Raw genomic sequence first — 22,125 nt, 5'->3', positions numbered from 1 at the left:
AGGGTCGGGGCGCTCAGTGTTGACGAACCATAGCCTAGCTATGTAATATGGTCGGCATGAACGCCCCCGATGCCGTCGCGATCGACCCCTCCGTGGCCGACGTAGGTTCTCGGCTGCTGTCCTCCGTCGCCCGACTGAACCGCTGGGCCACTCGTCAGGCCGAGTTCGACACCCCGCCGGCGCAGGCCCGGTTGCTGGCGCTGATCAACGAAGCCGGCCCCGCACGGATCGGGGAGCTGGCGGTGGCTGACCACTCCAGCCAACCGACGATGACCATCCAGGTACAGCGGCTCGAAGGGGCTGGTCTGGTCCAGCGGCGCTCGGATCCCTCCGACGCCCGGGTGGCGCTGATCGAGATCACCCCGGAAGGCAGTGCGGCGCTCGAGGAAGTACGCCGAGCCCGCCGGGTCGCGCTCGGTCCCGCGTTAGCGTCGCTCACACCGGAAGAGGTCACGGCCATCAACACCGCGATCGGCGCGATCGACCGGATGGTGTCGGCGGTCGATGGCGACTAGCTGTCCCCGCCTACCTTTTTGACGCCCTGAGGTCCAGAAGAAAAGTTCAAGGCGGCGTCCTCCGCCCATATATATAGATACACAAAGGAACAATATGGAACACGCAGTCACCGTTCCGGCTCCCGCGAAGGAGTCGATGTGGAAACAGCCCAAGGCCGTCTGGGCCGTGGCGTTCGCCTCGGTCATCGCCTTCATGGGTATCGGCCTGGTCGACCCGATCCTGGCGCCGATCGCCGAGCAGCTGCACGCCTCGCCGTCACAGGTGTCGCTACTGTTCACCAGCTACCTGGTCGTCATGGCCTTCGCGATGCTGATCACCGGCGCCGTCTCCAGCCGGATCGGTGCCAAGAAGACGCTGCTGCTGGGTCTGGGCATCATCGTCGTGGGCTCGTTCCTCGCCGGCTCCTCCAGCACGATCAACCAGATCATCGGTTGGCGGGCCATCTGGGGTCTGGGCAACGCGCTGTTCGTGGCCACCGCGCTGGCGGCCATCGTGGGTGCCGCCCGGGGCTCGGTCGCTCAGTCAATCCTGCTCTACGAAGCGGCCCTGGGGCTGGGCATCGCGGCTGGTCCGCTGATCGGTGGACTGCTCGGTGAGATCTCCTGGCGCGGCCCGTTCTTCGGCGTCTCCGTGCTGATGGTCATCGCGATGCTGGTCACCGGATTCCTCCTGCCGTCGACGCCCAAGCCAGATCACCACACCTCCGTGATGGAACCGCTGCGGGCCCTGAGGCACGGTGCCCTGCGGACCGTCGGCATCACCGCCCTGCTCTACAACTTCGGCTTCTTCACCCTGTTGGCGTGGACCCCGTTCACCCTCAACATGACCGCCATCCAGGTCGGCTTCATCTTCTTCGGCTGGGGCATCATGCTGGCGGTCAGCTCGGTGTTCGTGGCGCCGAAACTGCAGGCCCGCTTCGGCACGATGAACTCCGTCACGGGTGCGCTGTTCTGCTTCGCACTGATCCTGGCGATCATGGCCCTGGCCACCTCGTCCAAGCCGGTCGTCATCGCGTGCGTCGTCATCGCCGGCATCTTCCTGGGCATCAACAACACGCTGGTCACCGAGACCGTGATGAAGGCAGCTCCCGTGGAGCGCCCGGTCGCCTCTGCGGCCTACAGCTTCGTGCGGTTCCTCGGCGGCTCGATCGCGCCGTACCTGGCGGGAAAGCTGGGTGAGCAGATCAACCCGCACGCCCCGTTCTGGCTGGGCGCGGTCATGGTGCTTCTCGGCATGGGTGTGCTGATCGTGTGGCGCCCGCTGTTCGCGCACATCGACGAGGAGCCCAACCACGGCGCCCTGGAGCGCGACTCCATCGAGGAAGCCGAACTGCTGACCACTGCCGACGAGATGTGAGCCATACGGGTTCGGTAGGCAGGTCAGGTCAGGTGGGAGATGGCCAGCAGAACCAGGGAAGCGGTCCAGGACAGCGGCGCGACGGAGGCCGGCGCCCCTGTCGAGAGGACTTTCTCGGGCAACGAGCCGGCCGATGTCCGGTGATCCTGGAGCCAATTGAGCAGGTACGCCGCGTGGTTGCCTTCACCCGCAGCCGCGTAGGCCAACGCCACCAGTGCCGTCTCCGGGGTCCAGCTGATCCCGTCGTCGCGCCAGCCGACACCGGGAGCAAGACCACCTGCGGGCCGCCGGATCCGCGGTTCCAGCGCGAGGAGTGCCTCCAGCGAGCCGGCGGCCGGCGCCTCGCGGAACGGGGGCATGGTGAACGCGACGGAGACATCGGGGTCATCACCGTCCGCGTGCCGGGGGAATCCGTCGAAGCGACCCCCGATGAGTTCCTGCAACTGCCGGGCCGCCAGCGCCGCCGTCGAGGCTTCCTCGCCGATGATCGGCAGCAGGTGGGTGGCCGCTTCCAGTCCCGCGGCCAGCATCGCGACCGTGCCGAGAGTGACGACCCGCTCGCTCACTTCCCAGTAGTCCGGACCGGCCGGTGGCAACTGGTAGCCGTGATCCGTGATCTGGAGGATGAGCGCGGTGCTGCGACGCACCAGGTCAGCCAACGACGTCACCGCCTGGTCCGCACCCGAGGTGAGCACTCGGCGTACCTGATCGGTCGCCCACAAGGCCCAACCCGCGCCGTCCAACTGGCGCGTGCGGTCGTCCGGCGGGTGACCGGTCAGCGGGTCGTAGCGGGCCTGGAACCAGCCGTCGGGACTCTGAACCCGTTGCAAATAGGACAGATTCGCCAGCGCCGCCGCGGGCTGGCCGATCGTGGCCAGGGCAACGGCCGCCGTACTCGCATCGCGCGGCCACACGTAACGCCAGCGCTGGGACCAGCCGGCAGCGGTCGCCGGCAACCCGAGAGTCAGCACCCGCAGATCGAGCATCGCGCCGTCGGCGAGTGAGGCCCACGGGCCCTGCCGAAGCCAGGGGGGCGCGGCGTCCCGCCAGTCCTGCTCACCGGCGAGCAGTTCGGTCCGCGACGTGGCGTCAGCCAGGACCCGGGAGGAAGGTACGACGTCCGCGGGGTCCTGCACGAACGCCCGGTGGCCGGGGCGCGCCCAGGCGATCGTCTCCGACAGCAGCGACATCGGCCCCGGATGCTCGGTGAGCCACCACTGGGTCGCGCCCAGGACACCGGCGACCCCGACCGTGCCCGCGAGCAGTCCCCGCCGGCTCAGACCAGCCTGGGGGTCACTCACCACCGCGTCAGGATAGATGTGCCCGGGCGGGTCGGCGCATAGGCTGTGCCCATGTCCGAGAGGCATCTGGCTGCGCGTGCCGAAGACGCGCTGAACGACTGGCTGGCAGGGCGGCTGGCCGGTCGGGGCTGGAGCACGCGCATTCTGGGCTATGTGGGGTACGGCAGCCCGCGGTTCGCGCGGGTGCTGGGCCGGGTCGTGCTGAGCCGCCCGGGGGATCCCAACCACGACAAGGCGCAGGAACATCCCGACGGTCGGCGCGGCTACTGGGCCTATTTCACGGCACCGCTGGCCGAGGTCGAGGTGGCGGTGCGCGTGGGGGACGCCAGCGTGACCGCCATGACCGATCGCGGCGGCTACTTCGACCTGATGGTCGAGGGCCATGGCCTGTCCGACGGCTGGCAGGAAGCGACCATCGAAACCGATGGGGTCGTGCAGAAAGTGACCCTGCAGATCATCGGCGACGATGTTCGCTTCGGGATCGTCAGCGATATCGACGACACCTGCCTGGTGACCTCGCTGCCGCGGCCGATGATCGCGGCCTGGAACTCGTTCGTGCTGGTGGAGACCGCTCGCCGCGCGGTGCCCGGCATGGCGGCGCTCTACCGTGCGCTGCGGGCCCGTGAACCTGACGCACCGGTGATCTATCTGTCGACCGGGGCCTGGAACAACGAACCCATCCTGCGCCGCTTCCTGGGTCGGCACGGCTTCCCGGCCGGACCGATGCTGCTGACCGACTGGGGTCCGACAGAGGATTCCTGGTTCCGCAGCGGACAGGCCCACAAGCGTTCCACCCTGCGCCGCTTGGCCAGCGAATTCCCCCAGGTGTCATGGCTTCTCGTCGGAGACGACGGTCAGAACGATCCGAAGATCTATGAGGAGTTCACCCTCGAACAACCGGATCACGTCGCCGGCATCGCGATCCGCAAACTGACGGTGACCCAGAAGGTGCTGTCGCACGGCCACCCGCTGACCCACGACGACGTCACCGGTCGACCGGTGCGGGTGATGGTCTTCGAGGGGCCGGACGGCTACGCCCTGCACCGGCAGTTGCGCGGCGCGTTCCAGTTCGCGCGGGCCGCGACCCGGCGGCAGTGGGAACAGGTGACGCCGCGGATCGACGCGACCACCCTGTCCTCCGCGGGTGACCGCGATGCCTGAACTGCCCGAGGTGCAGGGTCTGGTGGACTTCCTGTCGTCGCGGGTCGTGGGGTTGGCGGTGGCCGGGGTGGAGTTGGGCTCGTTCAGTGTGCTCAAGACCTACGACCCGCCGGTGACCGCGTTGTCCGGTCTGCTGGTGACTTCCGTTGCGCGACATGGGAAATTCATCGACATCGACGCGGACGGCATCCACTTCGTGTTCCACCTGTCCCGCGCGGGGTGGCTGCGCTGGTCGGAGTCGCTGTCCAACGCGATGATCCGGCCGGGCAAGTCGCCGATCGCGGTGCGGATGCGTTTCGAGGACGGCTCCGGGTTCGACCTGACCGAGGCGGGAACCCAGAAACGACTCGCGGCGTACGTCGTGCGGTCACCATCCGAGGTCCCGGGCATTGCGTCGTTGGGACCTGAGCCCCTGTCCCTCACCGAACCGGACTTCGCAGCGCTCCTGGCCGGTCGGCGTACGCAGATCAAGGGTCTGCTGCGCGACCAGTCGGTGATCGCGGGAGTCGGCAACGCCTACTCCGACGAGGTACTGCACACGGCGCGCCTATCGCCGTACGCGGTCGCGGGATCGTTGACGGAGGAGGAGGTTTCGCGGCTCTACCTCGCGTTGCGCTCAACGTTGGAGACGGCGATCGGCGAGGCCTCCGGCAAGCCGGCCAAGGACCTCAAGGACGCCAAACGGGCCGGGATGCAGGTGCACGGCCGCACCGGCGAGACCTGCCCGGTGTGCGGTGACACGGTGCGCGAGGTGTCGTTCGCGGACCGGTCGATGCAGTACTGCCCGACCTGTCAGACCGGTGGCAAGATCCTGGCCGACCGGCGAATGTCGCGGCTGCTCAAGTAGATTCATTGCGAGTTGCTTCACGCACCGGGGTCGCCGACGTTCTTGACGGTGATCGTGTGCTGGATGACCCTCCCGTCGGTCCCGACGGCCGCCAGCGTGTAGGTGTGCGGGTCGTAGCAGCCGTAGCCGATCGTGATCGATCCGCTCGTCGGCATCGCGCCGGAGTAGGAGTTGTGCAGCGCATCGGTCGTGTCGACGCCCAGGTAGACGGCCTTGGTGTGTTTGGTGGCCCAGGTGAAGGTGATGTCGAAATCAAGCTTGGCGGGGAAGCCGGGACCACCGGCGGAGCAGGCGACCTTCGTCTCGCTGGCGGTGAAGTCAGTGATCAGCGGCCGCGGGGCCTTGGGTTGAACGCTGGCCTGCCGGGTGGCTGCTGGCTGACTGGTCGCGACGTGCCTAGCGGTGACCGTCGGCGCCGAAAGCGCTGACGAGGGAACGCTCGTCGCGGTCTCCGGCATCGCCTGCGGGGTCTGCGAGACGGACGCCGGACTGGCAGTAACGGTGACGGTCGCCGGTGACGGGTCGCTCGTCGTACTCACGCTTCCACACGCGGCCAGCGCGGGAAGGGCAGCGACCACGGGGATGAGGCCGAGGACGGAGGTTCGACGGATGGACATACCACCTAGGAGTCGATCACCCGCTGGCAGATACCGGTGACCAACCCAGGGCGGGTCCGAGGTGCTGGGCCATGTCGGTCAGGATCTGCACGTAGTCCTCGTGCTCGAAGCTGAACGGCAACGCGAAGACCACCTCGTCGACCTCCTGATAACCGGCGTGCGCCGAAAGTTGCTCTGCTAGTTGCGAACTCGTGCCGATCAGGTCAGGAGAGAACAACATGCCCGGCCCCTGGAGTTCACGGGTGCGCGGGAGCCGGGCCTCGACGTACGCCGAGTACTTGGCTTTCTGTTCTGACGTCGCCGAGTCGGTCGGGATGACCACGAGCCCTTGCGACACACGGGCTTTCGAGCCGAGCGGGTGCGCTGCGCGGTAGGCGCGGATCTGCTGTTGCTGGATGCGTGCGAAATCCAGGCCGTCCTCCGGTTCCGGCTTCAGTACACTGCTGGTCAGGAAGTTCAGGCCCTCGCGCCCAGCCCAGACGGCCGACCGAAGGCTCGCCCCGCCGTACCAGACCCGGTCGGACAGCCCCGGCGAGTGTGGCTGCACGATCGAGGAGAACACCTCGATGCCGCGAGTCCCTTCGAAGGTGGATGCTCGCTCCCCGCGCAGGAAGCGCACCAGCCGAAGCACCCGCTCGTAGCTGAAGTCCTCGATATCGGCGGTGTCCGGATACAGCGCATCGCGAACGGAGTCGAAGTTCATCGGTGGCCCCACGCTCACGCCGGGGTTGATCCGCCCACCGGTCAGGATGTCGACGGTCGCGAGATCTTCTGCGAGCCGCAGCGGGTTCTCCCAGCCCAACGGCGTGACGGCCGTGCCCAGTTCGATCCGCGACGTGCGCTGGGAGGCCGCCGCCAGGATGGCGATCGGGGAGGAGACGCCGTGCTGCAGGTGCCGGTGCCGAAGCCACGCGCTGTCGAATCCGAGTTGCTCGCCGAGCTCGATCACCTGCAGCAACGACTCGTGCCCGGGTGCCGGATCGGCAGGGTCGAACAGGCCGAGGGTCAGGAAGCCCAGCCGCCGTAGGGTCATAGCGCGATCGTAGACCGGTGCCTACAGTCCAGTTATGAGCACCGCGGATCGCGCCCTCGCCCTCAAGGCGCTGCACGAGGCCCCCGAAATCCTCCAGGTCGTCAACGTCTGGGACGCGATCAGCGCGAAGACCATCGCTGACCTCCCGGACACGAAAGCCATTGCTACCGCTGGCCACTCGATTGCTGCCTCCCTCGGGTACGACGATGGCCAGATGCCGCTGGACGTCGCCCTGGCCGGGGCGAAGGTCGTGGTCGATGCCGTCGACCTGCCGGTGTCCGCGGACCTCGACGACGGGTACGACGACCCGGGCGAGACGGTCCGGCGCGCCATCGGCATCGGGATCGTGGGTGCCAACGTCGAGGACCGCAACCGGCCCTTCGACGAGGCGGTCGCGCGGGTGGCCGAGATCACCAAGGCCGCTCTGGCCGAGGGAGTGCAGTTCCAGTTGAACGCCCGCACCGATGCGATGCGCAACGAGACGCTGTCGCGCGAGGATCGGATCGAAGAGGCCATCCGGCGCGGCCGGGCGTTCATCGACGCTGGTGCACCAGTGGTTTTCGTACCCGGTGCCGTGGGCGCCGGCGACGTCCGGCGCCTCGTCGAAGGGCTCGGTCCCGGCCGGCTGACCCTCATCGGATTGCCCGGTGCCCTGCCGGCCAAGGAATACGAAGCCCTCGGTGTCGCCCGGATCTCCTACGGCCCGCTGACCCAACGTGTCGCGTTGCGGGCGCTGCGCGACCTCGGCGAATCGCTGTACGACGGCGGCGTCATCCCGACGGACACCCCTGCGCTCAACTGACTCCATAGCGACCGTATGGTGGGTGCGCGTGAGGACCCCCTGGCTGCGAGCCGCGCTGGCGTTGTTTGCCGTCGGCTGGGGTGCCAACCAGTTCGCGGCCATGCTGCCGGTCTACAAGGCGCACGATCACGCATCCGCCGCTGAAGTCACGCTGCTCTTCGGTGCCTACGCGATCGGGATCATCCCCGCCCTGCTGATCATCTCGCCGATCTCGGACCGCATCGGCCGACGCCGGGTGTTGCGACCGGTGCTGTTGCTGTCCATCGTGGCGACCTGCGTGCTGATAGCCGGCGGCAGCCACCTGTGGTTGCTGTTGCTCGGGCGGCTGCTGGCCGGCATCGCCTCGGGCGCCGCTTTCGCGCCGGGGACGGCCTGGGTCAAGGAATTGTCCACCGGCGCAGCGGGAACCGGCGCCCGGCGCGCCACGATCGCCCTCTCGTCGGGCTTTGCCAGCGGACCGTTGGTGGCCGGAGTTCTTGCGCAGTGGGCGCCGTGGCCCACCGTGTTGCCCTATGTGCCGCACCTGATCCTGGCGGCTGCTGTCACCGTGATCGCGTGGAACACCCCCGAGCCTGCGCGGGCCGTTGTCACCGAGCGGGAGCAGGAGAGCGAGGTTGCTGCGGCGCTGCGCGAACCGACCTTCATCCGCCGTGTACTACCCACGGCCCCATGGGTTTTCGGGTGTGCCTCCGTCAGTTTCGCGACGCTGCCGTCGCTCACGCACATCCCCGGTCCGTCGATCGCCGTCGGCGGGGCGCTGGCGGCGCTCACGCTCTACTCCGGCGTGCTGCTGCAACCGTTCGGGCGCCGGCTGGGCAGCGCTCCCAAGATGCTGATCGCGGGTGCGATCGCGGGAAGTGTCGGGCTGCTCATCGCGGCTGTCATGGCGATGACGGGCGCCTGGTGGCTGGTGGTGCCGGCCGCGATCGGGCTTGGCGCGGCGTACGGGCTGATCCTCGTCGGTGGACTGACCGGCGTGGAGTCGGTCGCCCAACCGGGCGACCTGGGCACCCTCAACGCGATCTTCTACTCCCTGACGTACGTCGGGTTCGCCGTTCCGTATCTGATCACCCTTGCGCTGGAGCATGTTTCGGGAACCGTCGTGATGATCTTCGGTGCCATCCTGCTTGCTCTCACGATCCCTGTCGTGCTGATCCCCGATCGGGTCACAGCCCGGCGATCAGGTTGATCCGCAGTTCACATGTGGCGTTGCAGGTGGGTTCTGACGCGAACCGCAAACTCTGGGCAACCTGCAGCGACGAGTCGGGCGGGAAGGTCTGCCTCGCCGGATCGCTTTACCCAGTAGTCGCTCATCTTCTGCGCAACGAGGTCAACTAAGTCACCCATCGCCTGGTCCACCGGGACGAAGAACTCATCAGGCGTCAGAACCTCATAGGGCGCACTATCGGCGTCCCAGGAGAAATCCTTGGTGTTGCCAGTGACCAGGTAGTCGGCCTGTGCTGCCACGGCTGCGGCGTGCACGTGGGCGTCGTTGGGATCTGTGCCTGGATATGCGCCGGGCGAGTAGGCGTCGACCCGGCCACCTTCGAAAGATCCTGCGATGGCATCTCTCATACGAGAGATTCGCGCACCGTCCCAATCTGGGTGAGCCCGGCGGAGGCGGTAGATGGTCTCCGCTAGTACATCCTCGGTCCAGCACACGATGAAAGGCGGCGCGTCGGGAGTTGTGTAGAGCTTCCCAACCAGTCGCGTAGCGTCCGTGAATAGAAGACGTTGGCGTCGACAAACACGCGCTGGGCGCCTCCGCTCATTCGCGGAAACTACCAGCAGTCAGTCGACTTCGTCTCCCTCGGCCTCCAGCAGTTCGGCGAACGCAGCGCGTTCACGTTCGCGCCTCGCACGTCGTGCGGCGGTCACATCCTCGCGTCGAAGACGAGTGTGTGCGCCGACCTTGTGTGCCCGGATCTCGCCGTTCTTGACCATCTTCATCAGGGTGGGCCTCGACACGCCGAGCACGGATGCAGCGGTCGATGTTGTCAACTCGTCGGGAAGAGCGCGGACGGTGACGCTGGATTGGGAAGCGATCGACTCCAGTACATCCTGCAGCAGTTGACCCAGTTCGCGAGGGAGCGGACGCGGTGACTCAGCGTCTCGGGCGACAGACAGCTCACCGGTCGGCCCCTCCAACGTCTGAAGAACGTCACGCGCGAGAGCCGCGTCGCGTTCACCGGTGAGGATGGCTGAAGCACTCTTCGTAGGCATAGCGAACTCCTTGATTTCGGATGTAAGCGTAAGCAGTTGCAGTTATATCTGCAACCCGTCCGTATAGAAAGAGTGCGTCAAACCGCTTGTGAGTACACACGCGCGCTTCGGGTGAGCGGTGGAGTCGGATCAGAGTCCGGCGATCAGGTTGATCAACGCGGCCAGGATCATCGCACCGAACACGTAGGCCAGCAGGCTCTGCGCCAAGGCGGACTTACGCATCTGGGTCGAGGCGAGGTCGGTGTCGGAGATCGCGTAGCTCATGCCCACTGCGAATCCGGTGTAGAAGAAATCGGAGTACTGCGGGTCTTCCTTCTGGTGGTAGTCGATCCCGCCCTTGGGCTCGGTGTAGTAGATCCGGGCGTAGCGCAGCGCGTACAGCACATGGATCATCGCCCACGACGACAGCGCGGCCAGGACGGCAACCACGACGCTGGCGATCCGATCCTCCTGATCGCCCGACGCCATCACCGCGATCACTCCGGCCAGGCTCAGCACCGCGGCGGCCAGGGCCACCGTGTGCGTCAGCCGCCGCGACGGCTCCTCGCGGGTGGACCGGGCGCTGGTCTGTTCGGCATCCAACGGCCACAGGGTCAGGACCATCGACACGACGAAGGTCAGGGCCAGGGCCGCCCAGCCGGCCAGGATCGACGCAATGACGCGACCCGTGACCGTCGCGAAGACCACTCCCACGATGACGCCGACGACCGCGCCAACGGCCAGGTGCGCCGCAGACGGCGACTCCTTCGAGAGCACGGTCAGATGATCGTGGCGCCGTCGCGGTCCAGTTGCTTGCCGGCCGACTCCCACGCACTCATGCCGCCTTCGACGTTGACCACGTCGAAGCCTTGCTGCTCCAACCAGGCAACGGCCTGGGCCGAGCGGCCGCCGCGGCGGCACACCACGGGCAGCTCGTCGACCTCGGGAAGTTCGGCGATGCGGGTGGGCAGCTCGGACAACGGGATGTGTACGGCGTTCGGTGCGTGTCCGGCGTCCCATTCGTCCTGCTCGCGCACGTCGAGGATGACCGCGTCGTCGGGAACCTGGGCCACAGTGATATCCGTCATGACGCCATTGTCGCTGTCCGCAGGCCTCGTGTTCCACCTGCGTCCCCGACGAGTTCCGGGCCGCTTTCGGTACACCCTTGAGGGGGGCGGCCAATGAGCCGTGCGTGGGTAGCGTCGCAACTGGTCGGAGCAATCGCGATGATCAATGGCAGCTGCTCCGCGACATCGAAAACACCTATGCGACAAAGGAGTTCAGGATGACTAAGAACATCGTGCTGATCAGCTGGGACGACTCGAGCAAGGCGTACGAGGCGTTCAGCAAGTTCAAGGATCTCGACGCCGGGACGATCCGGATCAACAGCTCCGCAGTGGTGGAACGCGGCACCGACGGACAGCTGAAGGTCACCGACGGCCAGGACAACGTGATCGGGATCGGTGCTCTCGGCGGTAGCACCATTGGTCTGCTGCTCGGCATTCTCGGTGGTCCGCTCGGGGTTCTGCTCGGTGGCGCTACCGGCGGTCTGATCGGTTCGCTGGCCGACGTGGACCGCGGCGACGCATCCGACAGCGTCGTCGCTTCTGCCGGCAAGGCCCTGCCGCCCGGGCGCACGGCCATCGTGGCTGAGGTCGAGGAGACCTCTGATGACACGCTGGACACGTTCGCCAGCCAGAACGGCGCCACGCTGCTGCGCCGCTCCGAGGACGACGTATTGGACGAGATCGCCAACGCCGACGAGGCCGCCGACGCCGCCGCGGCTGCCGCCGAGGAGAAGTTGCACGAAGCGCACAAGGCCGAGCGCAAGGCCAAGCGCGACGAGAAGATCTCCAACCTCAAGGCGAAGCTGCACCACAACTGAGCAAGTCCTTCCGGGTTCGGGACGGGTCGGCCCACGAGATCGCATCTCGTGGGCCGACCCGTCACACAGCCGGTAGTGGGGCGTGGCTACCGTTGCCCCATGTCGCTCGAGACCGTCCGTGACTACTTCGCCACCCTGGGCCGCGAGCACGAACTGCTCGTCACCCCCGGGTCCAGCCACACCGTCGACCAGGCGGCCGCTGCGTTCGGCGTCGAGCCTGCCCGGATCGCGAAAACCCTTGCCTACAAAGGCGATACCGACGACACCTGCGAACTCATCGTCATGGCCGGCGATGTCCGCAGCGACAACACCCTCTTCAAGACCCGCTTCGGTCGCAAGGCCAGCATGCTCAAACCGGAGGTTGTCTTGGCGTTGACCGGGCACCCGGTCGGCGGCGTGTGTCCCTTCGCGAATCCGCCCGGCGCGACCGTGTGGCTGGACACTTCGCTGCAACGGTTCGAGACGGTGTTCCCCGCCGCCGGCAGCCCGGATTCCGCCATCGAACTCACATTGCCCGACCTGGAGCAGACCTCGCACGCTGCCGGTTGGGTCACCGTCGGCAGACTGCCCGAGTAGCTAGCCGCGGACGGCCAGGGCGATCTGCACCCGGTTGTCCACGCCGAGTTTGCTCAGGATGCGACCGACGTGCGCTTTGACCGTCGCCAACGACATGTAGAGCTCTGCGGCGATCTCAGCGTTGGACAGGCCGCGCGCGATCGCCTCCGCGACCTCGCGCTCCCGCTCGGACAGGTCACGCAGCGCGGGATTGGTTGTCCCGGCGCTGCTTACCGACGCAACCAATGCAGCAGTGACCTGCGGCGACAGCGTCGAAGCACCCGCTGCCACCGAGCGCACGGCCTCAACCAACCGTGCCGGTGGGGTGTCCTTGAGCAGGAAGCCGGCCGCACCGAGCTGCAATGCCCGCACCACCATGTCGTCGGTGTCGAAGGTCGTCAGCACGATCACCCGCGGCGGTCGCTCACCACGCAGCAACTCCTGGGTCGCAGCCAACCCGTCCAGTCGCGGCATCCGGATGTCCATCAACACGACATCCGGACGGAGTGCCGCGACGACCTCCAACGCCTCCTGCCCGTCCGCGGCCTCTCCGACGACCCGCAGCGAAGGGTCCCCGCCGAGGATCATGCCGAGCGCCGTACGCACCATCGGGTCGTCGTCGACGAGCACGATGCGCACGGGCGGGGTCACGTCGACCACGGTAACCACACGGCCAGCCGGAAGCCGTCACGTTCCGGGCCGTGGCTGGCTGTCCCGCCGACCCGGGTGACGCGTTCGCTGACTCCGAGCAGCCCCATCCCGGCACCGGGTAGCTGAGAATCGTTGCGAGACAATGGAAGTGGGTTCGTGACCACGATACTGACCCCGTCCTCCGGGGCACCGTCCACGAGCACCCGGACCGCCGTGTTCGGAGCGTGCTTGCGTGCGTTCGTGAGGCCTTCCTGCAGCACCCGGTACGCCGTGCGCGAGATTGTCGCCGACGGCTCGCCGCTCACGCGTTGCTCGAGGTCGACCCGTACGCCGGCCGCCCGGCTCTCCTCCACCAACGCCTGGATGTCGCCGATGAGTGGCTGGGGACTCTCAGGTGACTCGACACCGGTGGTCGGATCCCGCAGGACCCCGAGAACATCGCGCAACTCCTGCAGCGCCAGGTGCGCGTTCTCCTCCACGGTGCGGGCCGCCGTAGTGCGTTCGGTCGCCGTCAGGTCCGGGCGGTAGGCGAGGGCCCCGGCGTGCATGGCGACCAGGGAGATGCGGTGCGCCAGGACGTCGTGCATCTCGCGGGCGATCCGGGTGCGCTCGGTCGCCCGCGCCGCGTCTTCACGCACTGCCTGCTCGCGCTGCGCCGCCGCGACTTGCTCGCGCAGGTTGGCGACCAGCTGCCGTCGCTGCCCGACCGCGACGCCGACCGCGATCACTACTGCCGTGACGAGGACCCCGATCAGCAGTTCCGACCACCACGGTGAGCTGTCATCGCTGCGCGGGTAGATCCAGCTGGCGACGATCCCCGACAACACGTTGGCGACGCCGACAACGGCGATTTCCCTCCACTGTCTGCGGGTGGATACCGAACCCAGGGCGTACGCCGCGGCGCCGCCAGCCACCGGGGCGACGCAGGCCGCCGCCGCGGTGAGCAGGCCGACTGCGACCGGGTAGCGACGCACCCACCGCAGCGCCCCGACCAGGCACAGGATGCCGACCACCGGGTCGCCGATCATCAACCACAGGTTGACCAGGTCGGACGCGTGCTCCTGGGGGAAGAGCGCCACCCAGGACAGCGCGCCGATGGCCGCCGCCAGCAGGAACCGCCAGGCGATGCCCCAGGGGGTGCGGGTCGGCTGCGGTGACATGTCCGCCAGGTTAGGGGGCCGGGTGACCGATGGCAGCCCGTCGCAGCCAGGCATAGACCAAAGTCGGTACGCCGATAGCCACCTGGGTGATGTGTGCGCACCTGAGGCTCGGGCAGGGTTGCGGTCATGATCGTCACGGAAAACCTCACCAAGCGGTACGGCTCGATGACCGCCGTCGACGACGTGTCGTTCGTGGCCCGGGCTGGAGCCGTCACCGGTTTCCTCGGACCCAACGGTGCGGGCAAGTCGACGGCGATGCGGATGATGACCGCTTTGACCCCTCCCACCAGTGGCCGGGCGTTGGTGCTGGGCCGGGAGTACCGCGACATCCCCAACCCGGGTCGACACGTCGGGGTCATGCTCGACGCGTCTGCCCAGCACGTCGGCCGCACCGGTGGTGAAGTCCTGCGGCTCGTCGCGATGCAGTTGGGCCTGGGCAAGGACGCCGTCCCTGCCGCGCTGGCCCGGGTCGGCCTGAGTGAGAAGGAAGCCGACCGCCGGGTGCGCAACTACTCCCTGGGCATGCGGCAACGACTCGGTCTGGCCGGAGCACTGCTCGGCGATCCACAGGTGCTGATCCTCGATGAACCAGCCAATGGCCTTGACCCACAAGGGATCCACTGGATGCGCACCCTGCTGCGCGATTTCGCCGACCGGGGCGGCACCGTGCTGTTGTCCTCCCACCTGTTGCACGAAGTGGAGATCGTCGCCGACGAGTTGGTGATGATCGGCCACGGGCGGATCGTGGCGCAGGGCAGCAAGGCTGAACTGCTCGGCAACCGCGGATCGATCGCCCGGTCCCTGGACGCACCCGCGCTCGCGAACGCTTTGGTGGCAGCCGGATTCGAAGCTAACCCCGACCGCGACGCAGTGCACACCGCTGCCAGCACGCAGGAGGTGGGACGCGCCGCTCTGGCGGCGGGCGTCGTACTCACCGAATTGAGAGCGGCAGGCAGCGACGGACTGGAAGAGATGTTCTTGCAACTGACAGCAGACCACGCCCGGGAAGGCGCAACGCCATGACGATCGAGACACCGACCACCCCGCCCATCGCCACGGCCGACCTCGGCGGGCACCGGACCCCGATGAGCCGGCTGATCAGGGTCGAACTACGCAAGATGGTCGACACCCGCGCGGGTCGCTGGATGTTGATCGCCATGGGCGCGCTGGTCCTGGTGATCACCGGCGGTCTACTGATCTTCGGCCATCCGGAGGAGATGACCTTCAAGGGGTTCCTCGGCCTGAACACGCTGGTGCTGGGCGTCATCATGCCGGTCATCGGAGTGATGGCCGGCACGGCCGAGTGGTCGCAGCGCACCGGGCTGGTCACCTTCACCCTAGAGCCGCGACGCGGTCGGGTGATCGTCGCCAAGATCGCCGCCGCCATCGTGCTCGGGCTGATCGTCATCGCGGTGGCGATCGCCGCATCGGCCCTGGCTCAACTCATCGCCAGCGGCGTCCGCGGCGCCGACGGTGGCTGGGACGGCAGTCTGGGTCTGCTGGTGGGCGTGATCGTCGGCCTGCTGATCTTCGTCCTGCAGGGGCTGGCGTTCGGTTTTGCCTTCCTGAACACGCCGCTGGCCATCGTGGCCACCTTCGTCCTGCCGACGATCTGGACGGCTGCCTCGTCGCTGGCGAGCTGGCTGGACAAGGCCGCGGTCTGGTTGGACCTGAACCGGGTCACCGGCCCGCTGTTGGACGGCGACATGCACGGGTCGGACTGGGCGCACCTGGCGACGGGAGCCGCCGTCTGGGTCGGGGTACCGATGGCGATCGGCGTGTGGCGGGTGCTGCACCGCGAGGTCAAGTAGCTGCGGCCGTTACCTTCAGGGGCGGGTGCGCGATGAGGGCCTGGATGGCGGTGCGGTACTGCTCCTGCGGTACGTCGATGCGCTTGATCGACTGCCGGTAGAGGGTCAGTCCGGCGAGCAGGTCGAGCACGACGTCGGGGTCGACGCGAGCGTCGATCTCACTACGGTGGATCCCCCGCTCGATGATCTCGACCCCCTGGTCCCGGCGCTTGCTGAGCAACGTGTCCCACAACAGGGTGAAGACGCCCGGTTCGAAGATGGCGGGAAGCCCCCGGATGATGCCTTCGCGGATCAGTCGGGGTTGGTTCTGGTGGTCCCGGTTGAAGAGAACATGGTCGAGCAGGTCGTCCTCGAGGTTGCCGTGGTCGGGTAGCGGGCCGAGCCGAAGTACCGTTGCGGCCGCAGCGGCCACCAGTTCGTCCTTGCCCGAGAACCGGCGGTAGATGGCCGGTCGCCCGCAGCCGGCCAGACGTGCGACGGCCTCCATGTTGAGCCCGGCGTACCCTCCCTCGAGGACCAGTTCGACGGTCGCCTCCAGGATGCGGTGGGTGAGCCCTTCGTCCTGCGGCCGGCCCATCGCGGGGATCTGCTTGGCCTTCATTCCGTTACGGTATGTAACGGAAGTGCGCCTGTCCACCGGTTGATCGCAATTGCGTGGTTAGGCTGATCGATCGTGAAGGTCCTGTCGATCCAAAGCTCCGTCGCCTACGGGCACGCCGGCAACTCCTCCGCAGTCTTTCCTCTTCAGCGCCTCGGCCATGAGGTGTGGCCGGTCTACACCGTGCATTTTTCCAACCACACCGGATACGGCCAGTGGCGCGGACCGGTCTTCAGCCCGGAAACGGTCGCCGACGTCGTCCTGGGTATCGAGGAGCGGGGCGTGCTGCCGCAGTGCGACGCGGTGCTGTCGGGCTACATGGGCGACGCCGAGATCGGCGAGGTCATCCTGGACGCGGTTGCTCGCGTGAAGGCAGCCAACCCCGCGGCGGTCTATTGCGCCGACCCGGTGATGGGTGACGTCGGGCGGGGTTTCTTCGTGCGGGAGGGGATTCCGGAGTTCATGCGGGACCGCGTGGTTCCCGTCGCTGACATTCTGACCCCGAACCAGTTCGAGTTGGAGTACCTCACAGGCGGCCCCATCGCCACGGTCGATGAGCTGCTCACGGCCGTGGACGGCGTACGGGCAAGGGGTCCGAAAACGGTACTGGTCACCTCGGTGCAGACCGACGAGACGCCGGCCGACTCGGTCCAGATGGTGCTGGCCACCGATGCGGGCGCATGGCTGGTGACCACCCCGCTACTGCCGATGTACGTCTCCGGCGCCGGGGACGCGACGGCAGCGATCTTCCTGGCCCACGTCTTGAGCCAGGACCCGGCCACGGCACTCGCCGAGACCGCCGACTCAGTGTTCACGATCATGGCGACCACCCACGAGGCTGGTTCGCGGGAGATCGCGTTGATCGCGGCGCAGGACGGAATCGCCCACCCCAGTGGGCAATTCGAGGCAGTCCGGCTGCGTTGAGTCAGCGCCCCGCGCGGTAGCCGCCCTGGAAACCGGCCTCGCCCTCGTCCAGGATCTGCTTGCCGGAGCCGACGATCAGCGGGTCGGGGGCACCGACGACCAGGGGGTCCTTCGCCGGGTAGGGCAGCCGCGACAACACGAAGCGCATGGCCTCGATGCGGCCGCGCTTCTTGTCGTTGGATTTCACGACCGTCCAGGGCGCCCAGGGGGTGTCGGTGGCGGCGAACATGGCTTCCTTCGCCTCGGTGTAGGCGTCCCACTTGTCGAGGCTGGCCAGGTCGGTCGGTGACAGCTTCCACTGCTTCAGCGGATCGGTGCGGCGGCGCTCGAAGCGAGTGATCTGCTCCTGTTGCCCGACGGAGAACCAGAATTTCATCAACCGGGTGCCGGAGTTGACCAGCATCTGCTCGAACCCGGGCGCCGACCGCATGAACTCGTCGTACTGCGCATCCGTGCAGTAACCCATCACGCGCTCGACGCCGGCCCGGTTGTACCAGGAGCGGTCGAAGAAGACGATCTCCCCGGCGGTCGGCAGATGCTCGACGTAACGCTGGAAATACCACTGGGACATTTCCCGGTCAGTGGGCTTCTCCAGGGCCACGACCCGCGCACCACGGGGGTTGAGGTGCTCGGTGAAGCGCTTGATCGAGCCACCCTTGCCGGCCGCGTCGCGACCCTCGAAGAGCAGGACGACCTTCTCCCCGGACTCCTTGACCCAGGCCTGCATCTTCAGCAGCTCGATCTGCAGGCCCTTCTTCAGGCGCTCGTACTCCCGCCGCGACATCTTGGTGTCGTAGGGGTAGTTGTGCGTCCAGGTGGCGGTCTCGTCCACTCCACCGAGCGGAGTCAGAAGGGTGCCCACCTCCGGCTGGAGCACTTCAGTCTTCTTGTCGGCTTTGGACTTGGCCACGGGACAACCTCCGGCAGGTAACAAATTGCGGTACGACGTGAAACTACCGCTTCCGCGCGTCGCGCGAGGTGTCGCCCAGGGGAACTGCCGGCGTCGTGATCGTCACTCCAGGAAGGCCGCTTCGGCCGTCGCGGCCTCCGGGGCGTCCAGCCGCAGGACGTTGTCGTTGGTCAGGAAGCCGGCGCGCTTGGCCAGCGTGCGCGAGCGCTGGACGAACCAGATCTGCCACGCGACCAGGATCAGGAAGGTCGCCACGGTGATGGCCGTCGTACTGGCGACGGCAACGTCCAGATTCACGGTGTAGATCAGCCACAGCCGCACGATCGACTCCAGGATGAGACCGACACCCCAGACGCAGGCCATCACGTAGAACCCGATGCGGAAGTTGCGGCACTCGGCCCAGCCCCGCTCGAGCTCACCGCGCGCCTGGGGGTCCTTGCCGGCCAGGCGCTTGCCGACCATGAAGGTGATCGGGCGTTTGACGGCAGCCGACGCGATCATGACCAGGCCACCGACGATGGTCGCGGCGGCGCCTTTGGCCAGCATGAACCGGGGGTCGCCGGTGACCACCGACAGCGCCAGACCACCGGCGAAGATCACCAGCATGAAGACCGAGAAGCCGTCGAGTTCGCCGTTCTTGCGGATCAGCCAGAGCATCCGGATCCCGGCCGCGATCGTGGCGATGAACAGGGAGGGCGTCATCCCGATGTGCGCCAGCCGGGCCAGGTAGTAGGCGACCAGCGGGACCGCGACGTCCAGCGCCATCATGGTGCCCAGGCCGCGCATCGCGATGGTGCTGGCGTAGCGACCCCCGTCGGCCATCATCGCGTTGATGGTGCGGATCGGATGCACGTCGTGCTCCTTGCTCGGGTCGGCCGGTGGGCGCGTAACTAACGAGTAGCTACTGTGACGTAGGCCATACTGCCAGCATGGCGGACTCAACGGGTGAGTACCTCGCGAGCGCTCCGGAGGCCGGGCAGCCTTGGTTGCGTGAGTTCTGGACGTACGTCGATACGCACTATCCGTCGGTACCTCCCGTGATGTTCCGCGGAGTGCCGATGTACAAGTTCGAGGACTCGTATCTCAAGGGCTACGTCATGTTCACGGCCGCGAAGACGCACTTCGCGACGCACGCGATCGATTTCGACCTGGTCTCCGAGTTCCGCTCGCGGATCCCCGGTGCGGCGGGCGGCAAGGGGAATGTCGCGGTGAAGTACCCGAAGCTGGACGCGGCGGCGCCGATGCTGAAGGAGTTCGTCGACGCGGTGATGGCCCGGCACGAGATCCCGCGGGTATAACGGCTGGGTCAGCGGTCAGTCCGCGAGCAACGCGTCCGCGAGGACTGCGTCGGTCACCACCGCGTTGAGGATGCCGCCGGCGAACGCGGCGCGGACGGCGTCCCGTTTGCTCTCACCCGTCGCGATCCCGATGACCTCCCGGACCTGGCCCAGGTGCTCGGCCGAGATGGCGATAATGCGGTCGCTCAGCGGGGTGCGCAGGGGGCGCCCGGCGACGTCGAAGAAGGTGCCGGCGAACTCCCCGACGGCGCCGGCTGCTCGCACGGCCTCGCGATCGGCGTCGCACGCGGCGTCATAGAGCGTCGAATCGCCCGGGGCCCAGGCGCCGATCCCCACGACAGCCACCGTGACCCGGGCGCCCTGGGCCAGGACCTCAGCCACCTGCGGCTCGCGACGCAGGTTGGCCGCGTTGTCGGCGTCGTCCAGCAGCAGCGGCGCGTAGAAGATCGCCCCGTGCCCGCCGCTGGCCCGGGCGGCCCGGCGCACGATGTCGACGGCGCTGGTGTCGTAACCGGGCACGGCCATCGCGCCACTGATCTGCACCACGTCGACCGGGGGCAGATCGTGGTCGGCCAGTGCTCGGGCCATGGTCAGCACCGATCGCGACCACGGCAGGCCGAGTACGTCACCCGGTTCAAGAATCTCTGAAAGTGCTTGTGCTGCAACGGTTCCCATTGCCTCCGGCAGGGTCTCCGGTTCCAAGCGGGCACTGTCGAGGACGATCGCGTGGCGCAGTCCGTACCGCTCCTGCAACCGGGCCGAGCGGTCCAGGTCGATGTCCCCGGCGGCCACGATCTCGAAGCGCACGATGCCGGTCTCGATCGCCGCGTCCAGCAGTCGCGCGACCTTGAACCGGCTGAGTCCGAGCTCGTCGGCGATCTCGACCTTGGATCGGCCCTGCAGGTAGTGCTTGCGCGCCACGGTGGCCGTGAGCACCAACTCGGCCGGCCCGCGTCGGTCCTTGGTCATGTCCTTCACGTCCTTGAGTGTGCCGCGTCGGTGCTTCGTCCACCCCCTGGGTAACGATTTCGGCGCGCTGGTTGACATTGGTGACTCACGTCACTTTACTCATATGTGCATTCACCCGCTCAAATGAGCAATCCGCGACCCGAGGTGGGACGGCGGAGGACGAACGAGGAGATCGCATGACCCGCAGGATGTTGACCTCAGTGGTGGCCGCCGGAGCGTTGGCCACGGTCGGACTGACCGCGTGTTCGGGCGCTGGTGGCGGTGGCGGCGGCGGTGGTAACGCCAGCGGCGGCGGACAGACGATCCGGGTGTTGATGGTCAACAACCCGCAGATGGTGGATCTGCAGAAACTCACGGCGGACAACTTCACCAAGGAGACCGGGATCAAGGTCAACTTCACGGTGCTGCCGGAGAACGACCTGCGGGACAAGACCAGCCAGGAGTTCTCCTCCCAGGCGGGGCAGTACGACGTCGCCACGCTGTCGAACTTCGAGATCCCGATCTACGCCAAGAACAAGTGGGTCGCCGATATGACCGACTACGTGAACAAGGACACCGCGTTCGACCAGGGCGACATCCTCAAGCCGATGACCTCGGCCCTGTCGGTCGACGGCAAGATCTACGGTGAGCCGTTCTACGGCGAGTCCTCGTTCCTGATGTACCGCAAGGACGTGCTGGCGGCCAAGAACGTCACGATGCCGAGCAACCCCACCTGGGACCAGGTGGCCGACATCGCGGCGAAGGTCGACAATCCCTCCGGGATGCGGGGGATCTGCCTTCGTGGTCAACCCGGGTGGGGCCAGTTGTTCGCACCGCTGACCAACACCTACGGCGGCACCTGGTTCGACAAGGACTGGAACGCCAAGGTGAACGCACCGGAGTTCAAGGCGGCGACGAACTTCTACGTCAACCTGGTGAGGAGTCACGGCGAGGCGGGCGCGGCACAGGCCGGGTTCACCGAGTGCCTGAACAACATGACCCAGGGCAAGACGGCGATGTGGTACGACGCCACGTCCGCGGCTGGCTCGCTGGACGCCAGTGACTCGCCGGTGAAGGGCAAGATCGGGTACGTCGCGGCTCCCGTGAACAAGACCAAGTCCTCCGGCTGGTTGTACACCTGGGCGTGGGGTATCGAGGAGGCGTCGCAGAACAAGGACGCGGCGTGGAAGTTCGTGTCCTGGGCCTCGAGCAAGAAGTACGAGGAACTGGTCGGTCAGAAGCTGGGCTGGTCGCGGGTGCCCGCCGGTAAGCGCGCCTCGACGTACACCAACCCGGAGTACCTGAAGGTCGCCTCGGCGTTCGCGACACCGACCAAGGACGCGATCGAGTCGGTCGACCCGAACAACCCCGGTCTGCAGCCGCGGCCGGCTCCGGGTATCCAGTTCGTCGACATCCCGGAGTTCCCCGACCTGGGCACCAAGGTCAGCCAGTACGTCTCCTCGTCGATCGCCGGCCAGGGCAGTGTCGATGACGCCCTGGACAAGGGCCAGGCGCTGGCGGAAGCCGTCGGCAAGAAGTACCAGAAGTAG

General features: G+C 67.2%; 26 protein-coding genes and 1 pseudogene. 13 read left to right on the top strand and 14 right to left on the bottom strand.

Going from position 1 to position 22,125, the window contains the following annotated elements:
* Window positions 1–56: 56 nt before the first annotated feature.
* Together AZH51_RS07550 and AZH51_RS07545 are read left to right on the top strand one after the other, a co-directional pair.
* A complete protein-coding gene (locus tag AZH51_RS07550) occupies window positions 57–515 on the top strand; it encodes a MarR family winged helix-turn-helix transcriptional regulator (RefSeq protein WP_291522873.1) in 459 nt (152 codons plus the stop codon).
* A gap of 94 nt (window positions 516–609) precedes the next feature.
* Window positions 610–1,872, top strand: coding sequence for an MFS transporter (locus AZH51_RS07545; protein ID WP_291522871.1), 1,263 nt, complete (start codon window positions 610–612; stop codon window positions 1,870–1,872).
* 23 nt (window positions 1,873–1,895) lie between these two features.
* On the opposite strand, the gene AZH51_RS07540 is transcribed toward AZH51_RS07545, so the two are convergent.
* Window positions 1,896–3,176 carry a hypothetical protein gene (locus tag AZH51_RS07540; RefSeq protein ID WP_291522869.1) on the bottom strand — a complete coding sequence of 427 codons (1,281 nt, stop codon included), beginning with the start codon at window positions 3,174–3,176 and terminating at the stop codon, window positions 1,896–1,898.
* Window positions 3,177–3,224: 48 nt separating this feature from the next.
* On the opposite strand from AZH51_RS07540, the gene AZH51_RS07535 reads away from it, so the two are divergent.
* Window positions 3,225–4,334, top strand: coding sequence for an App1 family protein (locus AZH51_RS07535; RefSeq protein ID WP_291522868.1), 1,110 nt, complete (start codon window positions 3,225–3,227; stop codon window positions 4,332–4,334).
* Window positions 4,327–5,181, top strand: coding sequence for a DNA-formamidopyrimidine glycosylase family protein (locus AZH51_RS07530; RefSeq protein ID WP_291522866.1), 855 nt, complete (start codon window positions 4,327–4,329; stop codon window positions 5,179–5,181). The genes AZH51_RS07535 and AZH51_RS07530 overlap by 8 nt, the downstream gene beginning before the upstream one ends.
* Window positions 5,182–5,198: 17 nt before the next feature.
* Here the strand turns inward: AZH51_RS07530 and AZH51_RS07525 are convergent, their stop codons facing one another.
* Together AZH51_RS07525 and AZH51_RS07520 are read right to left on the bottom strand one after the other, a co-directional pair.
* Window positions 5,199–5,798, bottom strand: a complete 600-nt coding sequence (locus AZH51_RS07525; protein WP_291522864.1) for a hypothetical protein — start codon at window positions 5,796–5,798, stop codon at window positions 5,199–5,201.
* Window positions 5,799–5,814: 16 nt separating this feature from the next.
* Window positions 5,815–6,831, bottom strand: coding sequence for an LLM class flavin-dependent oxidoreductase (locus tag AZH51_RS07520; RefSeq protein WP_291522862.1), 1,017 nt, complete (start codon window positions 6,829–6,831; stop codon window positions 5,815–5,817).
* A 34-nt stretch (window positions 6,832–6,865) separates the two neighbouring features.
* Here AZH51_RS07520 and AZH51_RS07515 point away from each other — a divergent pair, with 34 nt between their 5' ends.
* Window positions 6,866–7,633 (top strand): isocitrate lyase/phosphoenolpyruvate mutase family protein, encoded by a 768-nt coding sequence (locus tag AZH51_RS07515; RefSeq protein ID WP_291522860.1) that lies wholly within the window; start codon window positions 6,866–6,868, stop codon window positions 7,631–7,633.
* A gap of 28 nt (window positions 7,634–7,661) precedes the next feature.
* Window positions 7,662–8,822, top strand: a complete 1,161-nt coding sequence (locus AZH51_RS07510) for an MFS transporter (protein WP_291522858.1) — start codon at window positions 7,662–7,664, stop codon at window positions 8,820–8,822.
* A gap of 8 nt (window positions 8,823–8,830) precedes the next feature.
* On the opposite strand, the gene AZH51_RS18725 is transcribed toward AZH51_RS07510, so the two are convergent.
* The 5 genes and pseudogenes from AZH51_RS18725 to AZH51_RS07490 form a co-directional block, all read right to left on the bottom strand.
* Window positions 8,831–9,115: a hypothetical protein gene (locus tag AZH51_RS18725; RefSeq protein WP_367188035.1), complete on the bottom strand. Its 285-nt coding sequence runs from the start codon at window positions 9,113–9,115 to the stop codon at window positions 8,831–8,833.
* Window positions 9,116–9,118: 3 nt separating this feature from the next.
* Window positions 9,119–9,295, bottom strand: a pseudogene (locus AZH51_RS18720) (PIN domain-containing protein); the annotation flags it as partial.
* Window positions 9,296–9,424: 129 nt separating this feature from the next.
* Entirely contained in the window at window positions 9,425–9,856 is a 432-nt protein-coding gene (locus tag AZH51_RS07500; protein ID WP_291522855.1) for a helix-turn-helix domain-containing protein, read from the bottom strand.
* A gap of 129 nt (window positions 9,857–9,985) precedes the next feature.
* Window positions 9,986–10,612: a DUF1345 domain-containing protein gene (locus AZH51_RS07495; RefSeq protein ID WP_291522853.1), complete on the bottom strand. Its 627-nt coding sequence runs from the start codon at window positions 10,610–10,612 to the stop codon at window positions 9,986–9,988.
* Between the two features lie 2 nt (window positions 10,613–10,614).
* A complete protein-coding gene (locus AZH51_RS07490; protein ID WP_291522851.1) occupies window positions 10,615–10,923 on the bottom strand; it encodes a rhodanese-like domain-containing protein in 309 nt (102 codons plus the stop codon).
* A gap of 197 nt (window positions 10,924–11,120) precedes the next feature.
* Between AZH51_RS07490 and AZH51_RS07485 the strand changes: the two genes are divergently transcribed.
* A complete protein-coding gene (locus AZH51_RS07485) occupies window positions 11,121–11,720 on the top strand; it encodes a DUF1269 domain-containing protein (protein ID WP_291522849.1) in 600 nt (199 codons plus the stop codon).
* A gap of 99 nt (window positions 11,721–11,819) precedes the next feature.
* Window positions 11,820–12,296 carry a YbaK/EbsC family protein gene (locus tag AZH51_RS07480; protein WP_291522847.1) on the top strand — a complete coding sequence of 159 codons (477 nt, stop codon included), beginning with the start codon at window positions 11,820–11,822 and terminating at the stop codon, window positions 12,294–12,296.
* On the opposite strand, the gene AZH51_RS07475 is transcribed toward AZH51_RS07480, so the two are convergent.
* Together AZH51_RS07475 and AZH51_RS07470 are read right to left on the bottom strand one after the other, a co-directional pair.
* The gene (locus AZH51_RS07475; RefSeq protein WP_291522845.1) at window positions 12,297–12,935 is read right to left on the bottom strand and encodes a response regulator transcription factor; all 639 of its coding nucleotides are present in this window, start codon (window positions 12,933–12,935) and stop codon (window positions 12,297–12,299) included. It abuts the gene before it with no gap.
* Entirely contained in the window at window positions 12,923–14,086 is a 1,164-nt protein-coding gene (locus AZH51_RS07470; protein ID WP_291522843.1) for a histidine kinase, read from the bottom strand. Before AZH51_RS07470 ends, AZH51_RS07475 begins: the two co-directional genes overlap by 13 nt.
* Window positions 14,087–14,212: 126 nt before the next feature.
* On the opposite strand from AZH51_RS07470, the gene AZH51_RS07465 reads away from it, so the two are divergent.
* Complete coding sequence (locus tag AZH51_RS07465) at window positions 14,213–15,109, top strand: ABC transporter ATP-binding protein (RefSeq protein ID WP_291522841.1); 897 nt, start codon at window positions 14,213–14,215, stop codon at window positions 15,107–15,109.
* Complete coding sequence (locus tag AZH51_RS07460; RefSeq protein WP_291522839.1) at window positions 15,106–15,897, top strand: ABC transporter permease; 792 nt, start codon at window positions 15,106–15,108, stop codon at window positions 15,895–15,897. The genes AZH51_RS07465 and AZH51_RS07460 overlap by 4 nt, the downstream gene beginning before the upstream one ends.
* Here AZH51_RS07460 and AZH51_RS07455 read toward each other — a convergent pair.
* Window positions 15,890–16,498 (bottom strand): TetR/AcrR family transcriptional regulator, encoded by a 609-nt coding sequence (locus AZH51_RS07455; RefSeq protein WP_291522837.1) that lies wholly within the window; start codon window positions 16,496–16,498, stop codon window positions 15,890–15,892. The genes AZH51_RS07460 and AZH51_RS07455 overlap by 8 nt on opposite strands.
* 72 nt (window positions 16,499–16,570) lie before the next feature.
* Between AZH51_RS07455 and pdxY the strand changes: the two genes are divergently transcribed.
* Window positions 16,571–17,419, top strand: a complete 849-nt coding sequence (gene pdxY, locus AZH51_RS07450; protein ID WP_291522835.1) for a pyridoxal kinase PdxY — start codon at window positions 16,571–16,573, stop codon at window positions 17,417–17,419.
* A gap of 1 nt (window position 17,420) precedes the next feature.
* Here pdxY and ppk2 read toward each other — a convergent pair whose 3' ends face one another.
* On the bottom strand, window positions 17,421–18,281 hold the full coding sequence (ppk2, locus tag AZH51_RS07445) for a polyphosphate kinase 2 (RefSeq protein ID WP_291523023.1): 861 nt from the start codon (window positions 18,279–18,281) through the stop codon (window positions 17,421–17,423).
* Window positions 18,282–18,431: 150 nt separating this feature from the next.
* A complete protein-coding gene (locus AZH51_RS07440) occupies window positions 18,432–19,181 on the bottom strand; it encodes a VC0807 family protein (protein ID WP_291522833.1) in 750 nt (249 codons plus the stop codon).
* Between the two features lie 77 nt (window positions 19,182–19,258).
* Between AZH51_RS07440 and AZH51_RS07435 the strand changes: the two genes are divergently transcribed.
* Window positions 19,259–19,627, top strand: a complete 369-nt coding sequence (locus tag AZH51_RS07435; protein WP_291522832.1) for a hypothetical protein — start codon at window positions 19,259–19,261, stop codon at window positions 19,625–19,627.
* 15 nt (window positions 19,628–19,642) lie between these two features.
* Here the strand turns inward: AZH51_RS07435 and AZH51_RS07430 are convergent, their stop codons facing one another.
* Window positions 19,643–20,596: a sugar-binding transcriptional regulator gene (locus AZH51_RS07430; protein WP_291523021.1), complete on the bottom strand. Its 954-nt coding sequence runs from the start codon at window positions 20,594–20,596 to the stop codon at window positions 19,643–19,645.
* A gap of 176 nt (window positions 20,597–20,772) precedes the next feature.
* Between AZH51_RS07430 and AZH51_RS07425 the strand changes: the two genes are divergently transcribed.
* Window positions 20,773–22,125, top strand: a complete 1,353-nt coding sequence (locus tag AZH51_RS07425) for a sugar ABC transporter substrate-binding protein (RefSeq protein WP_291522830.1) — start codon at window positions 20,773–20,775, stop codon at window positions 22,123–22,125.

Origin of the sequence: Branchiibius sp. NY16-3462-2 (assembly GCF_001594145.1) — a bacterium.
GTDB lineage: Bacteria > Actinomycetota > Actinomycetes > Actinomycetales > Dermatophilaceae > Branchiibius.
Note: the sequence above shows the minus strand (reverse complement) of the source record. Positions and strands in the feature narration are given on the sequence as shown.

Bases quoted from the DNA above. Each gene is read 5' to 3' on its own strand.
- AZH51_RS07535 (WP_291522868.1), top strand. From the start codon at position 3,225: ATGTCCGAGAGGCATCTGGCTGCGCGTGCCGAAGACGCGCTGAACGAC.
- AZH51_RS07520 (WP_291522862.1), bottom strand. From the start codon at position 6,831: ATGACCCTACGGCGGCTGGGCTTCCTGACCCTCGGCCTGTTCGACCCT.
- AZH51_RS07425 (WP_291522830.1), top strand. From the start codon at position 20,773: ATGACCCGCAGGATGTTGACCTCAGTGGTGGCCGCCGGAGCGTTGGCC.
- AZH51_RS07460 (WP_291522839.1), top strand. From the start codon at position 15,106: ATGACGATCGAGACACCGACCACCCCGCCCATCGCCACGGCCGACCTC.
- AZH51_RS07490 (WP_291522851.1), bottom strand. From the start codon at position 10,923: ATGACGGATATCACTGTGGCCCAGGTTCCCGACGACGCGGTCATCCTC.
- AZH51_RS07500 (WP_291522855.1), bottom strand. From the start codon at position 9,856: ATGCCTACGAAGAGTGCTTCAGCCATCCTCACCGGTGAACGCGACGCG.
- AZH51_RS07515 (WP_291522860.1), top strand. From the start codon at position 6,866: ATGAGCACCGCGGATCGCGCCCTCGCCCTCAAGGCGCTGCACGAGGCC.
- AZH51_RS07485 (WP_291522849.1), top strand. From the start codon at position 11,121: ATGACTAAGAACATCGTGCTGATCAGCTGGGACGACTCGAGCAAGGCG.
- AZH51_RS07480 (WP_291522847.1), top strand. From the start codon at position 11,820: ATGTCGCTCGAGACCGTCCGTGACTACTTCGCCACCCTGGGCCGCGAG.
- AZH51_RS07455 (WP_291522837.1), bottom strand. From the start codon at position 16,498: ATGAAGGCCAAGCAGATCCCCGCGATGGGCCGGCCGCAGGACGAAGGG.
- AZH51_RS07430 (WP_291523021.1), bottom strand. From the start codon at position 20,596: ATGACCAAGGACCGACGCGGGCCGGCCGAGTTGGTGCTCACGGCCACC.
- AZH51_RS07470 (WP_291522843.1), bottom strand. From the start codon at position 14,086: ATGTCACCGCAGCCGACCCGCACCCCCTGGGGCATCGCCTGGCGGTTC.
- AZH51_RS07435 (WP_291522832.1), top strand. From the start codon at position 19,259: ATGGCGGACTCAACGGGTGAGTACCTCGCGAGCGCTCCGGAGGCCGGG.
- AZH51_RS07530 (WP_291522866.1), top strand. From the start codon at position 4,327: ATGCCTGAACTGCCCGAGGTGCAGGGTCTGGTGGACTTCCTGTCGTCG.
- AZH51_RS07525 (WP_291522864.1), bottom strand. From the start codon at position 5,798: ATGTCCATCCGTCGAACCTCCGTCCTCGGCCTCATCCCCGTGGTCGCT.
- AZH51_RS07465 (WP_291522841.1), top strand. From the start codon at position 14,213: ATGATCGTCACGGAAAACCTCACCAAGCGGTACGGCTCGATGACCGCC.
- AZH51_RS07550 (WP_291522873.1), top strand. From the start codon at position 57: ATGAACGCCCCCGATGCCGTCGCGATCGACCCCTCCGTGGCCGACGTA.
- AZH51_RS07545 (WP_291522871.1), top strand. From the start codon at position 610: ATGGAACACGCAGTCACCGTTCCGGCTCCCGCGAAGGAGTCGATGTGG.